General features: G+C 72.7%; 11 protein-coding genes. 10 read left to right on the top strand and 1 reads right to left on the bottom strand.

Annotated features, from left to right (window positions below; genetic code table 11):
- Window positions 1-9: 9 nt before the first annotated feature.
- Entirely contained in the window at window positions 10-903 is an 894-nt protein-coding gene (gene galU / locus BLW43_RS04275) for a UTP--glucose-1-phosphate uridylyltransferase GalU (RefSeq protein ID WP_093248805.1), read from the bottom strand.
- 211 nt (window positions 904-1,114) lie between these two features.
- On the opposite strand from galU, the gene BLW43_RS04280 reads away from it, so the two are divergent.
- The 10 genes from BLW43_RS04280 (at window position 1,115) to BLW43_RS04325 (ending at window position 13,322) form a co-directional block, all read left to right on the top strand.
- The gene (locus BLW43_RS04280) at window positions 1,115-2,074 is read left to right on the top strand and encodes an aspartate carbamoyltransferase catalytic subunit (protein ID WP_093248808.1); all 960 of its coding nucleotides are present in this window, start codon (window positions 1,115-1,117) and stop codon (window positions 2,072-2,074) included.
- Window positions 2,071-3,387: a dihydroorotase gene (pyrC, locus tag BLW43_RS04285; protein WP_093248812.1), complete on the top strand. Its 1,317-nt coding sequence runs from the start codon at window positions 2,071-2,073 to the stop codon at window positions 3,385-3,387. Before BLW43_RS04280 ends, pyrC begins: the two co-directional genes overlap by 4 nt.
- Window positions 3,377-4,000 carry a glycerol-3-phosphate 1-O-acyltransferase PlsY gene (gene plsY, locus BLW43_RS04290; RefSeq protein ID WP_175478754.1) on the top strand — a complete coding sequence of 208 codons (624 nt, stop codon included), beginning with the start codon at window positions 3,377-3,379 and terminating at the stop codon, window positions 3,998-4,000. Before pyrC ends, plsY begins: the two co-directional genes overlap by 11 nt.
- Entirely contained in the window at window positions 3,997-5,109 is a 1,113-nt protein-coding gene (gene dprA, locus BLW43_RS04295; RefSeq protein ID WP_093248815.1) for a DNA-processing protein DprA, read from the top strand. The genes plsY and dprA overlap by 4 nt, the downstream gene beginning before the upstream one ends.
- A 12-nt stretch (window positions 5,110-5,121) precedes the next feature.
- Window positions 5,122-5,778: a MarC family protein gene (locus BLW43_RS04300; protein ID WP_245730918.1), complete on the top strand. Its 657-nt coding sequence runs from the start codon at window positions 5,122-5,124 to the stop codon at window positions 5,776-5,778.
- A 97-nt stretch (window positions 5,779-5,875) separates the two neighbouring features.
- Entirely contained in the window at window positions 5,876-8,692 is a 2,817-nt protein-coding gene (gene topA / locus BLW43_RS04305) for a type I DNA topoisomerase (protein ID WP_093248818.1), read from the top strand.
- A gap of 4 nt (window positions 8,693-8,696) precedes the next feature.
- Window positions 8,697-9,851, top strand: a complete 1,155-nt coding sequence (locus BLW43_RS04310) for an AI-2E family transporter (protein ID WP_175478755.1) — start codon at window positions 8,697-8,699, stop codon at window positions 9,849-9,851.
- 44 nt (window positions 9,852-9,895) lie between these two features.
- Window positions 9,896-10,813, top strand: a complete 918-nt coding sequence (locus BLW43_RS04315; protein ID WP_093248836.1) for a CE1 family esterase — start codon at window positions 9,896-9,898, stop codon at window positions 10,811-10,813.
- A 138-nt stretch (window positions 10,814-10,951) separates the two neighbouring features.
- Window positions 10,952-12,355, top strand: a complete 1,404-nt coding sequence (locus BLW43_RS04320; RefSeq protein ID WP_093248839.1) for a circularly permuted type 2 ATP-grasp protein — start codon at window positions 10,952-10,954, stop codon at window positions 12,353-12,355.
- Window positions 12,356-12,383: 28 nt separating this feature from the next.
- Window positions 12,384-13,322: an alpha-E domain-containing protein gene (locus BLW43_RS04325; RefSeq protein WP_093248843.1), complete on the top strand. Its 939-nt coding sequence runs from the start codon at window positions 12,384-12,386 to the stop codon at window positions 13,320-13,322.
- Window positions 13,323-13,324 lie beyond the last annotated feature (2 nt).

Here is a 13,324-nt window from a genome sequence, read left to right on the forward strand (position 1 = left end):
GCCGCGCGCCTATTCGGCTGCGCGGGGCAGGTCGGTGACGCTGGCGAGGTAGGCTGCGAAGTCGTCCCGCAGGTCGGGCCGCGCCAGCGCGAAGGCCACCGTGGCTTGCAGATAGCCCGCCTTCGAGCCGCAGTCGAAACGCTGGCCGCGGAAGCGGAAGCCGTGCACCGGCCTGCCTGCGGTGATCTCCTCCGCGATGGCGTCGGTGAGCTGGATCTCGCCGCCGGCGCCGCGCTTCATCTGGCCGAGGGTCTCCATGACAGACGGTGGCAGGATGTAGCGGCCGATGACCGCGAGGTTGGAGGGCGCGTCCTCGGGCTTGGGCTTCTCGACCATGCCGCGCATCTTGACGAGCTGGCCGTTCTCGCTCTCCGGGTCGAGCACGCCATAGGCCTTCGTCGCCTCGCGGGAGACCTCCATCGCGGCGACCATGGCGCCGCCGGTCTCGGCGTAGGCGTCGACCATCTGGCGCAGGCAGGGCGTCTCGGAATCGATCACGTCGTCTGGCAGGATCACGGCGAACGGCTCGTCCCCGACCAGGCGTCGCGCGCACCAGACGGCGTGGCCGAGGCCGAGCGCCTCCTGCTGGCGGACATAGGCGATGGCGCCCGACGGCATCTCAGACGGCTTCATCGCTTCGAGCAGGTCGGTCTTGTTCTTCTCGCGCAAGGCGCGCTCGATTTCCGGCGCGCTGTCGAAGTAGTCCTCAAGCGCCGACTTCCCCTTCGCCGTGACGAAGATGAACTCGTTGATGCCGGCTTCCCGCGCTTCGTCGATGGCGTACTGGATGAGGGGGCGGTCGATCAGCGGCAGCACTTCCTTGGGGATCGCCTTGGTCGCAGGCAGGAAGCGCGTTCCCAGTCCGGCCACGGGAAACACCGCTTTCGTTACAGTTCGCTGCATTCTCTTTCACCTCGACGAATCACGAAAACCTCTGAGGGCCTACCCCCTAACCCTCTCTGACACAAACTAGCATGGCTTGCGCGTGCATCTGAGGCGAATTTCTTGCGACGGGCGAGCGCCATCCGCGCCCCGGGCGCAGCGCCGCGCTTGTCGCGCCGCGGCCGATGCGCCAGAAGGAACGCCGCATCTTCCGCAGCCGGAGGCCCGCTTCGTGTTCGCCCACCGATCGCTGCTCGCCGCCTCGGCCCTCTCGCAGGAGGACATCCGCGCCGCGCTCGATCTCGCAGAGGAATACGTCGCGCTCAACCGAAGACGCGACAAGAAGGGCGCGGTGCTGCGCGGCCTCACGCAGATCAACCTGTTCTTCGAGCCCTCGACGCGCACCCAGGCGAGCTTCGAGCTGGCCGGCAAGCGGCTCGGGGCGGACGTGATGAACATGTCGGTCGGCTCCTCGTCGGTGAAGAAGGGCGAGACGCTCATCGACACCGCCGTGACGCTCAACGCCATGCGCCCGGACCTGCTGGTGGTCAGGCACCAGATGTCCGGCGCGGTCGCGCTGCTGTCGGAGAAGGTGAATTGCGCGGTCATCAACGCGGGCGACGGCGCGCACGAGCACCCCACGCAGGCGCTGCTCGACGCGCTGACGATCCGCCGGCGCAAGGGGCGGCTCTCCCGCCTGACCATCGCGATCTGCGGCGACATCCTGCACAGCCGCGTCGCGCGCTCCAACATCGCGCTGCTCGACCGGATGGAGAACCGCGTCCGCCTCGTGGCCCCGCCGACGCTGCTGCCGCCCGACATCGACGCCTGGCGCGTGGAGGTGTTCCAGGACATGGCGGAAGGCCTCCGGGGCGCGGACGTCGTGATGATGCTCAGGCTGCAGTCGGAACGCATGTCGGGCGGCTTCGTCCCCTCGGTGCGGGAGTTCCACCATCGTTACGGGCTCGACCGTGAAAAACTCGCGAACGCCGCGCCGGACGCCATCGTGATGCATCCCGGCCCGATGAACCGGGGCGTCGAGATCGACGCGGTGGTGGCGGACGATCTCGAGCGTTCGGTGATCACAGAGCAGGTGGAGATGGGCGTGGCGGTGCGCATGGCGGTGCTGGACCTGCTCGCGCGGCATGTTCCGGGGGAGACCGGCGCGGCGGCGGCGGAGGCGCGCGCATGATCCTCGCCAACGCCCGCCTGATCGACCCCGCCTCGGGCCGCGAGGGGCCGGGCGCGCTGACCGTCGAAAAGGGGCTGATCGCCGAGGTCCGCTGGGGCGACGTCGCCGCGCCGCCCGGCGCGACGGACTGCGGCGGCCACGCGCTGGCGCCGGGCTTCATCGACATCGGCGTTACGGTGGGCGAGCCGGGGGCGCGCCATCGCGAGAGCTTCCGCAGCGCCGGGCGCGCGGCGGCGGCGGGCGGCGTGACGACCATCATCGTCCAGCCCGACACCGAGCCCTGCGTGGACGACCCTGCGATCCTCGACTTCATCGCCCGTCGCGCGGACGCCGCCGCGCCGGTGCGGGTGCACGCGATGGGGGCGCTGACCAAGGGGCTTCATGGCCGGGAGATGGCGGAGCTGGGTCTGCTGGCCGACGCCGGCGCCGTCGCCTTCACCGACGGCGCGCGGACCGTGGCCGACGCCCGCGTGTTCCGCCGCTGCCTCGCCTACGCCGGCGGGCTGTCGCGGCCCGGCCTCGTGATCCACCATGCGCAGGAGGCGAGGCTTTCCGACGGGGCCTGCGCGACCGAGGGGGCCTTCGCCGGGCGGCTCGGTCTGCCGTCAGCGCCCGCCATCGCGGAGCGGATCGCCGTCGAGCGCGACATCGCCATCGCCGAGCTGACCGGCTGCCGGCTGCACCTCGCCTGCGTCTCCACCCGCGGCGCGCTGGCGGCGCTGGCGCGGGCCAGGGCGGCCGGGCTGGCTGTGACGGCGGGCACGAGCATCCACCACCTGTCGCTCAACGAGCTCGACGTCGGGAACTGGCGCACCTTCTTCCGCCTCGACCCGCCCCTGCGCTGCGAGGACGACCGCGCGGCCACGGCGCAGGCGGTGGCCGACGGGCTGATCGACGTCGTCGCCTCGCACCACCTGCCCTGGGACGAGGAGAGCAAGCGCGTGCCCTTCGAGGCGGCGGCGACCGGCGCCGTGGGGCTGGAGACGCTGCTGCCCGCGGCGCTGACGCTGCATCACGCCGGGCTCGCCGACCTGCCGACGCTGATGGCGCGGCTGTCGCTGGCGCCCGCGCGGCTGCTTGGGCTGCCGGGCGGCCGGCTGGAGGTCGGCGCCCCGGCGGATCTGACGCTGTTCGACCCCGACGCGCCCTTCGTGCTCGACCGCTTTGCCCTGCTGTCGAAGTCGAAGAACACGCCCTTCGACCGGCGCCGGATGACCGGTCGGGTGTTGCGCACCTTCGTCGGCGGCGTCACGGTCTTCGAGAGAGGGGGCCCGGAAGGCTCCCGGGGAGGGGCGGGCGCCGATGCTGCATGACGTCATGGGATGGGAGCGCGCGGCGCCGTGGCTGGGGCTGTCGGCGCTGGTCGGCTACCTGCTCGGGTCGATCCCGACCGGCGTGATCGTCGCGCGGCTGCGCGGGCTCGGCGACCTGCGCGCCGTCGGCTCGGGCAACATCGGCGCGACCAACGTGCTGCGCACCGGCGACCGGCTCGCCGCCGCGCTGACGCTGCTGGGCGACGCCGCCAAGGGCGCCGCTGCGGTGCTGCTGCTGGCGCAGTGGGGGCCGCTGCCCTCGATGCTCGCGGGCGTCGGCGCGTTCTTCGGGCATCTCTTTCCGGTCTGGCTGCGGTTTCGCGGCGGCAAGGGGGTGGCGACCTTTCTCGGCGTGCTGCTGGCGCTCTACTTGCCCGCGGGGCTGATCGCGCTGGCGGTCTGGCTGGCGGTGGCCGTCCTCACCCGCTTCTCCTCGCTCGCGGCGCTGGTGAGCGCGGCGCTGGCGCCGGTGTCGCTGGCGCTGCTGCACCAGTGGGGCGCGGTGCTGGCGGCGGCGGCGCTGGCCGCCGCGCTGTGGCTCGCGCACGCCCGCAACATCCGCCGCCTGCTGAGCGGCGCCGAGCCGCGCATCCGGCTGGGGCGCGCCGGGTGAGTTTCGCGCCGCCGCGCGACGACGCCGGGCGGCGCGACTGGCTCAGGCTGATCCGGTCGGAAGGCGTCGGGCCGCGCGGCTTCCAGCGCCTCGCGGAGCGCTTCGCCAGCCCCGCCGAGGCGCTCGCGGCGCTGCCGGAGATTGCGCCGCGCGTGCGGCTGGCGAGCGCGCAGGAAGCCGAGCGCGAGCTTGAGGCCGGCGCCGGCGCCGGGGCGCGGCTGGTCTGCTTCGGCGAGGCCGCCTATCCGCCGGCGCTGGCCGACATCCCCGATCCGCCGCCGGTGTTCTGGACGCTCGGGGAGCCCGGCCTCGCGCTGCGCCCCTGCGTCGCGATCGTCGGCGCGCGCAACGCCTCGGCGGCGGGCGCGCGCTTCGCGGCTGAGCTTGCGCGCGGGCTGGGCGAGGCCGGCTGGGTCGTGGTCTCGGGGCTGGCGCGCGGGGTGGACGCCGCCGCCCATGGCGCGGCGCTGGCGACGGGGACGGTCGCCGTCCACGCGGGCGGGGTCGATGTCGTCTACCCGCCGCAGCATGCGGCGCTTGCGGAGCGCATCGCCGGGACCGGCCTGCGGATGTCTGAGCGGCCGATGGGCGAGCAACCGACCGAGCGCAGCTTCCCGCGCCGCAACCGGATCGTCTCGGGGCTCAGCCGGGGCGTCGTGCTGGTGGAGGCGGCGGAGCGCTCCGGCTCGCTGATCACCGCGCGCATGGCGGCGGAGCAGGGCAGGGAGGTCATGGCGACGCCCGGCGCGCCGTCGGACCCCCGCGCGGCCGGCTGCAACGCGCTGATCCGCGACGGCGCCGCGCTGATCCGCGGCGCGGCGGACGTGCTGGAGGCGCTTGGTCCGGCGCTTGCGCCGCCGCGCGCCGCGCGCCCCCTGCGCCCGGCCTCGAGCCCGTCGCGCCCGTCCGCCGCCGGCCTGCCCGATGCGCCGCCGGACGGCCCGCCCGCCGCCCGCGTCGCCGCGCTGCTGAGCGCGGCGCCGGTCAGCTTCGACGCGCTCGCGGCGGCGGCGGGGCTGCAGGCTGCCGACCTCGCCGCCGCGCTCTCGGAGCTGGAGCTCGACGGCCTCATCGACCGCCGGCCCGGCGACCTGATCGCACTGGCCTGAGGGGAGGGGCGCGTGACCGACGCCATGCTTGAGACGGCGCTCGTCGCCTTCGCGACCTTCTTCGCCACGATCGGGCCGCTCGACGTCGCCATCGTGTTCGCCACCCTCACCGCCGGAGACCGGGGGCGCGCGCGGCGGACGCTCGCGCTCAGGGCCGTGCTGATCGCCGGGGCGATTCTGCTGAGCTTCGCGCTGTTCGGCGAGGCGGCGCTGGGCCTGTTCGGCGTGACGATGCCGGCGCTGCGCATCGCGGGCGGGGTGCTGCTGATGCTGATCGCCATCGATCTCGTGTTCGCGCGGCCCTCCGGCGCCGCCTCGACCACGGCGGAGGAGAACGCCGAGGCCGCGACCCGCGCCGACATCAGCGTGTTTCCGCTGGCGACGCCGCTGATCGCGGGGCCGGGCGCGATCGGCGCGGTGGTGCTGCTGATGGGCGACGCCGGCGGCGACCCGGCGGCCTCGGCGATGGTGATCGCGGCGCTCGGCGCGATCCTCGCGCTCACCTTCGCGCTGATGCTGATCGCCGGCGGCGTCCAGCGCGTGCTGGGCAGGACGGGCGTGCATGTCGTGGCGCGCGTCTTCGGCGTGATCCTCGCCGCGCTGGCCGTGCAGTTCGTGCTCGACGGGCTGGCGCAGAGCGGGCTCTTTCCCGGCGCCGCTGCGCGCTGAGCCGCTCGCCGCGCACATCATGCGGCGTTGACAGCCGCACCCGCGGCGCCCAGTTTCCCGCTCCGCGCGCAGACCGCGCCGCAGGAGAGTTGAGCCCATGGCCGTCGTCGTCGTCGAGTCCCCCGCCAAGGCCAAGACCATCAACAAGTATCTCGGCGACGACTACACCGTGCTGGCCTCCTACGGCCATGTGCGCGATCTGCCGCCGAAGGACGGCTCGGTCGATCCGGAGCAGGACTTCGCGATGGTCTGGGAGGTCGACAGCGCCTCGAAGAAGCACGTCCGCGCCATCACCGAGGCGCTGAAATCCGACGGCAGCCTGATTCTCGCGACCGACCCCGACCGCGAGGGCGAGGCGATCTCGTGGCATCTGCTGGAGGCGCTGAAGAAGGCCAAGGCGGTCAAGCCGGCCACCCAGGTCAGCCGCGTCACCTTCAACGCCATCACGAAGCAGGCCGTCGGCGAGGCGATGAAGCGCCCGCGCGACATCGACATGGAGCTGGTCTCCGCCTATCTCGCCCGCCGCGCGCTGGACTATCTCGTGGGCTTCACGCTGTCGCCGGTGCTGTGGCGCAAGCTGCCCGGCGCGAAGTCGGCGGGGCGCGTGCAGTCGGTCGCGCTGCGGCTGATCGTGCAGCGCGAGATGGAGATCGAGGCGTTCCGCCCGCGCGAGTACTGGACCGTGCGCGCCGAACTGCTCACCCCGCGCGGCGACGCCTTCGAGGCGCGGCTGGTCACGCTCGACGGGGCGAAGCTCGACCGCTTCGACCTTGCGACCGAGGCGGACGCGCTGAAGGCGGTGCAGGCGGTGGCCGAGGGCGTGCTCGGCGTGGCGTCGGTGGAGGCGAGGCCCGCGACGCGCAACCCGTGGCCGCCCTTCATGACCTCGACCCTGCAGCAGGAGGCCAGCCGCAAGCTCGGCTTCGGCGCCAAGCAGACGATGAGCACGGCCCAGCGGCTGTATGAGGCGGGCTGGATCACCTACATGCGGACCGACGGCGTGGACATGGCGCCCGAGGCGGTGACGGCGGCGCGCAGCGCCATCGAGAGCCGTTTCGGCAAGGCTTACGTCCCCGACAGCCCGCGCGTCTACAAGACCAAGGCCAAGAACGCGCAGGAGGCCCACGAGTGCATCCGGCCGACCGAGATGGACCGCGGGTCCGACGCCGCGGGCCGGCTCGAGCCCGACCAGCGCCGCCTCTATGAGCTGATCTGGAAGCGCACGCTCGCCAGCCAGATGGCCAGCGCCCGGCTCGAACGCACGACCGTGGAGGTCTCAGGCCCGCGCGTCGGCCTGCGCGCCACCGGGCAGGTGGTCAAGTTCGACGGCTTCCTGAAGATCTACGACGAGAGCCGCGACGACGACGCGGGCGAGGACGGCGCCCGGCTGCCGGAGATCATGCAGGGCGAGAAGGCGGTGCTGGCGCCCTTCAGGGGCTCGTCGCTCGACGCCGACGTGGCGAGGGCGCTGGCGCGCGCCGACGAGAAGGCGGAGGCGAAGCCGGCGGGCTTCGTGCTGGCCTCCGGCCCGGTGGGCGACGAACTGACCGATGGCGGCGGCGCCGCCGACCCCGCCGCGCTCGGCGCCCAGAGCTTCACCCAGCCGCCGCCGCGCTACACCGAGGCCACGCTCGTCAAGCGCATGGAGGAGCTGGGCATCGGCCGGCCCTCGACCTACGCCTCGATCATCGACACGATCCAGACCCGCGGCTACGTTCAGAAGGACGGCAACCGCCTGATCCCCGAGGACAAGGGCCGCCTCGTGACGGCGTTCCTGGAGGAGTACTTCTCCCGCTACGTCCAGTACGACTTCACGGCGGCGCTGGAGGAGGGGCTCGACGAGGTCTCCGGCGGGCGGGCCGACTGGAAGGCGCTGCTGCGCGAGTTCTGGGGGGACTTCTCCAGCGCGGTGGACGAGACCAAGGAGCTGCGCATCTCCGAGGTGCTCGACCGCATCGACGCCGCCCTCGGCCCGCATCTCTTCCCCGACCGCGGCGACGGCGTCGACCCGCGCCAGTGCAGGCTGTGCGGCGCGGGGCGGCTGAGCCTCAAGACCGGCAAGTTCGGCGCCTTCATCGGCTGCTCGAACTATCCCGAATGCAAGTACACCCGCCCGCTCGGCGCGTCGGAGGCGGAGGCGGAGGCCGCCGACCGCCTGCTGGGCCACAGCGAGGACGGGCTGCCGGTGACGCTGAAGGTCGGGCGCTTCGGTCCCTATGTGCAGATGGGCGAGCCGGAGGAGGGCGGCGCCAAGCCCAAGCGCGCCTCGGTGCCGAAGGGCATGCCGCTGGACGCGGTGGACCTGGCCAGGGCGCTCGACTGGCTGGCGCTGCCGCGGCTGATCGGGGCGCATCCGGAGGACGGCGAACCGATCGAGGCGGGCATCGGCCGCTTCGGGCCCTATGTCAAGCACGGCAAGACCTACGCCAACCTGCCCAAGGACGAGGACGTGCTGACCATCGGCATGAACCGCGCGGTCGACCTGATCGAGCAGAAGCGCGCCCGCGGCCCCGGTCGCGGCGCGGCGGCGGCGCCGCTGCGCGTGCTGGGCGAGCATCCCGACGGCGGGCCGGTCGAGCTGCACGCCGGGCGCTATGGTCCCTACGTCAAATGGGGCAAGGTCAACGCCACGCTGCCCAAGGAAGTCGAGGCCGAGGCCGCCACGCTGGAGATGGCGCTGCCGCTGATCGCCGAGAAGGCGCCGAAGAAGAAGGCGCCGGCGAAGAAGGCCGCCGCGAAGTCCCCCGCCAAGGCCGCCGCCAAGGCCGCCGTGGGCAAGACCGCGAAGAAGAAGGCGCCGGCGGCGAAGGCGACGGCTGGCAAGGCCCCCGCCGCCAGGGCGGCGGCGAAGAGGAAGGCGGCGGCAGGCGCCGACGCTGCGCCTGAGCCGACGTCGGCCGCAGAGGACGAATGAGCCGGTGAGCCCGTCGAGCAGCGGCGGCCCGGGTCGCGACAACGGCGGGCCGCGGCCGTCGGACGCGCCCGACGGCCGAAATGTCGGCGCGCTCTTCGCGCAGTGGCTGCGGCGGACCTTCGCCGACCCGCAGATCGTCATCCTGCTGCTGATCATCGTCAGCGGCGGCGCGCTGCTGACGCTGGCGGCGGACGTTCTGGCCCCGATCCTCGCCAGCGTGGTGATCGCCTGGCTGATGGAGGCCCCGGCGGCGGCGATGGCGCGGCGCGGCCTGTCGCGCACGCTGGTGGCCGCGCTCCTGACGGCGCTGTTCGTCGCGCTGCTGGCGGCGGCGCTGCTGCTCGCCGCGCCGGTGCTGCTGGGGCAGGTCGCCCAGCTCGCGCGCGCCCTGCCGCTGCTCGCGAGCGAGGCGCAGGCGTTCATTCTCGCCCTGCCCGTGGACTATCCGGAAGTGTTCGACGCGGACCAGATGCGCGATTTCGCCGCCGGCCTGAACGCCGACATGGCGCTGCTCGGGCAGCGGATGGTGCGCCAGTCCGTGGCGCAGCTGCCGAACGTCGCGACCATCGGGCTGTATCTGCTCATCCTGCCGCTGCTGGTCTTCTTCTTCGTGCGCGACCGCAGGGCGATCACGCTCTGGATCGCGGGCTTCCTGCCCGATCACCGCCCCCTCGCCGACGAGGTCTGGGCCGACATCAGCATGAAGATGGGCGGCTATGTGCGGGGGCGCGCCTATGAGATGGCCATCGTCGGGGGCGCGAGCTACGCGGCGTTCTGGCTGCTGGGGCTCGACTATGCCCTGCTCCTGGCGACGCTGTCGGGGCTGTCCGTGCTGATCCCCTATTTCGGCGCGCCGGTGGTGGGCCTGCCGGTCGCGCTCACCGCCTTCGCGCAGTGGGGCCTCGGGCCGGAGATGATGTGGACGCTTGCCGCCTACACCGTGATCCAGACCATCGACGGCGCGATCCTCGCCACGATCATGCTCGCCGGCGCGGTGAACCTGCACCCGATCGCGGTGATGGTGGCGCTGCTTGTGTTCGGCGACCTCTACGGATTCTGGGGCGTGGTGTTCGCAGTGCCGCTTGCGTCGGTGGTCCAGGTGACGCTGGACGCCTGGCGCCGGCGCGCGGGCCGGCCGATGCCGCCGCCCGATCCTTGAGAGGCGGCGGCCGGCCGCTACCTTGGCGGCGGGGAGGAGAGCCCATGAGCCTCGCATCGCGAACCGTCGCCGCTTCCATCGCGCTCGCCGCCGCGCTGCTGGCGACAGCCGGCGCGTCGGCGCAGGAGCGCCTGAGCTTCGAGCACGACGGCGTGGCGCGCGCCGCGCTGATCGACGCCGCCCCCGGCGTCCGCGACGCGCCGCTTCTGCTGGCGCTGCATGGCGGCATCGGCTCGGCCAGCTTCGCCCGCCGGCGCGCGGCCGTGACGCTCTGGCGGCGCGGCTGGGTGGTGGCGTGGCCCGAGGCCGCGCCGGAGTGGAACGACGGCCGGCGCGACGGCGACGGCGACCTCTACAACGACGCCGACGACGTGGCGTTCCTGCGCAGCCTCGTGGCGCGGCTCGCGGCGGAAGGGCGGGTCGACCCCTCGCGGGTGTTCGTCGCCGGCCCCTCGATCGGCGGCATGATGGCGCTGCGCGTCGCCTGCGAGGCGCCCGACCTCGTGCAGGGGGTCGCCGCCGTCATCGCCGCGCTGCCCGTCGGTCTGGACTGCCCGGCCGCCGCGCCGCCGATGCCGGCGCTCTTCATCCATGGCACGGAGGACCGGATCGTGCCGCCCGAGGGCGGGCGCATCGGCGGCGACAGCCTGCTGATCCGCGACCGCGGGCGCGTCGAGCCCATCGCGGAGACGGTGGCGCTCTTCGCCCGCCGCAACGGCTGCGCCGGCTACGCGGCGCGGCCGATGCCAGACCGCGCCCCCGAGGACGGCGTGACGACGGAGCTGCGCGCCTATGAGGGATGCGCGGCGCCGCTGACGCATCTCGTGTCCTTCGGGGCGGGGCATACCTGGGCCGGCGGCGGGTCGATGCGGCTGGGAGACATGCTGATCGGCGCGACCACGCAGGATTTCTCGGCGACCGCGGCGGTCGAGGCGTTCCTGTCCTCGCTCGTCGCCGACTGACCGGCGCCCGCGCGGTGGGCGCCAAACGTTAACGGCGCCTGCCGCCCGAGCACTGCAATCCGCCGGAGACTTCTCGCGCGAGCCCACTGGACGCGCCTGCGCCGCTTTGCTTTGCTTGTCGGGCCGCAGGGGGAAACCATGTTCGATGAGATGACCGGCGATGGCGGCGTACGCCCGCCCTACCACGACATCGCCGCCTGGCTTGAGGCGATGGGCCCCGAGGCCATGGAGCTGAAGCGGCTGGAGGCGGAGACGCTGTTCCGCCGCATCGGCATCACCTTCGCGGTCTATGGCGAGGGGGGCGACCCCGAGCGCCTGATCCCCTTCGACCTCATCCCGCGGGTGTTCTCCGCCGAGGAGTGGCGCACTCTCTCGCGCGGGATCACCCAGCGCGCCCGCGCGCTCAACGCCTTCCTGTGGGACGTGTACCACCGCGGCGAGATCCTGAAGGCGGGCGTGATCCCGGCCGACCTCATCTACCGCAACGCCGCCTTCCTGCCGGAAATGATGGGCGTGGACCCGCCGGGGCGCATCTACAGCCACATCGTCGGCATCGACATCGTCCGCACCGGCCCGCACGAGTTTCTCGTGCTGGAGGACAACTGCCGCACGCCCTCCGGCGTCTCCTATGTGCTGGAGAACCGCGAGATCATGATGCGGATGTTCCCCGACCTCTTCGCCGGCGGGCGGGTGCTGCCGGTGGACGGCTACCCCGACATGCTGCGCGCGACGCTGGAGGAGGTGGCGCCGCCGGCCTGCAAGGGCGACCCGACCTGCGTGGTGCTGACGCCGGGGCCGCTGAACTCCGCCTACTACGAGCACAGCTTCCTCGCCGACCAGATGGGCGTCGAACTGGTCGAGGCCCGCGACCTGTTCGTGGACGAGGGCAAGGTGTGGATGAAGACCACCCAGGGCCCCAGCAGGGTGGACGTGATCTACCGCCGCATCGACGACGACTTCATCGACCCGCTGGTGTTCCGCCCCGAGAGCGTGCTGGGCGTGGCGGGGCTGATGAACGCCTACCGCTCGGGCGGCGTCACCATAGTCTCCGCGCCCGGCGCCGGCGTGGCCGACGACAAGGCCGTGTACTGCTACGTTCCCGACATGATCCGCTTCTACCTCGGCGAGAAGGCGATCCTGAAGAACGTGCCGACCTGGAAGTGCTCCGAACCCGAGGACTGCGCCTATGTCCTCGCCCATCTCGACGAGGTGGTGGTGAAGGAGGTGCACGGCTCGGGCGGCTACGGCATGCTGATCGGGCCGAAGTCCACGGCGGCCGAGCGCGACGTCTTCGCCCGCAAGATCCGCGAGGCGCCCGGCGTGTTCATCGCCCAGCCGACGCTCGACCTCTCGACGGTGCCCTCGCTCAGCCCGCTCGGGCCGAGCCCGCGGCATGTGGATTTCCGCCCCTTCGCGCTCGTCGGCAAGGACATCCGCCTCACCCCCGGCGGGCTGACGCGCGTGGCGCTGCGCGAGGGCTCGCTGGTGGTGAACTCCAGCCAGGGCGGCGGCGTGAAGGACACCTGGGTGCTGACGGAATGACCGGCGCGCGTCGCAGGGGGGAGATCTGATGGCCACGCTCAGCCGCACCGCGGCCGACCTTTTCTGGATGGCCCGATATCTGGAGCGCGCGGAAGCCATGGCGCGGCTCGTGGAGATGGGCCGCCGGATGGCGATGCTGCCGAACTCGGCGGAGGGGCATCGCGAGGAATGGCGCTCGGTCGCCGCCGCCGCCGGCTGCGCGGCGCATTTCGAGGATCGCGACGTCGACCAGAAGACGGTGATCGTCGGGCTGGTGCTGGACCGCGCCAACCCGTCCTCCATCGTCTCGTGCCTAGACCGCGCCCGTCACAACGCCCGCTCGGTGCGCACGGCGCTGACGACGCAGGCCTGGGAGACGCTGAACGAAGCTTGGCTAAGGCTCGGCGACCTGACCGAATCGGCGGCGCTGCGCGAGCTGCCGCAGACGCTGGACTGGGTGAAGGGCCGCTGCGCGCAGTTCCGCGGCGCCTCCGACGCCACCATGCTGCGCGACGACCGCTACGACTTCGCCCGGCTCGGCCTGCTGATCGAGCGCGCCGACATGACGCTGCGCCTGCTCGACGTGAAGCATTACGTCCTGCTGCCGGAGACCGACGTGGTCGGCGGCGGGCGCGACCGTCATCAATGGACGTCCGTGCTGATGGCGACCTCCGCGCTCAGGGCCTATCACTGGGTCTATCGCGGCGACTTCTCGCCGTGGCGCATCGCGGATTTCCTGATCCTCAACGGGGCCTGTCCTCGCTCGCTGGCCCATTGCAGCCTGGAGTCCGTCGCGGTGCTGGACCGGCTTGCGCGCGGCTACGGCGAGCGTCACGCCTGTCACCACACCGCCTCGGAGACGGTGGCGCTGCTCAGCGATCTCGACATCGGCGCCATCTTCCATGACGGTCTGCACGAGTTCCTCACGCGCATGATCGCGCGCAATAACCGGCTCACGGCGGAGATCGCCGACGCCTATCATTTCTGAGG

It is taken from the genome of Rubrimonas cliftonensis (genome assembly GCF_900107585.1).
Classification (GTDB): Bacteria; Pseudomonadota; Alphaproteobacteria; order Rhodobacterales; family Rhodobacteraceae; genus Rubrimonas; species Rubrimonas cliftonensis.

Coding starts and splice junctions, on each gene's coding strand:
- galU (WP_093248805.1), bottom strand. CDS start 903: ATGCAGCGAACTGTAACGAAAGCGGTGTTTCCCGTGGCCGGACTGGGA.
- pyrC (WP_093248812.1), top strand. CDS start 2,071: ATGATCCTCGCCAACGCCCGCCTGATCGACCCCGCCTCGGGCCGCGAG.
- plsY (WP_175478754.1), top strand. CDS start 3,377: ATGCTGCATGACGTCATGGGATGGGAGCGCGCGGCGCCGTGGCTGGGG.
- topA (WP_093248818.1), top strand. CDS start 5,876: ATGGCCGTCGTCGTCGTCGAGTCCCCCGCCAAGGCCAAGACCATCAAC.
- BLW43_RS04315 (WP_093248836.1), top strand. CDS start 9,896: ATGAGCCTCGCATCGCGAACCGTCGCCGCTTCCATCGCGCTCGCCGCC.
- BLW43_RS04320 (WP_093248839.1), top strand. CDS start 10,952: ATGTTCGATGAGATGACCGGCGATGGCGGCGTACGCCCGCCCTACCAC.
- BLW43_RS04325 (WP_093248843.1), top strand. CDS start 12,384: ATGGCCACGCTCAGCCGCACCGCGGCCGACCTTTTCTGGATGGCCCGA.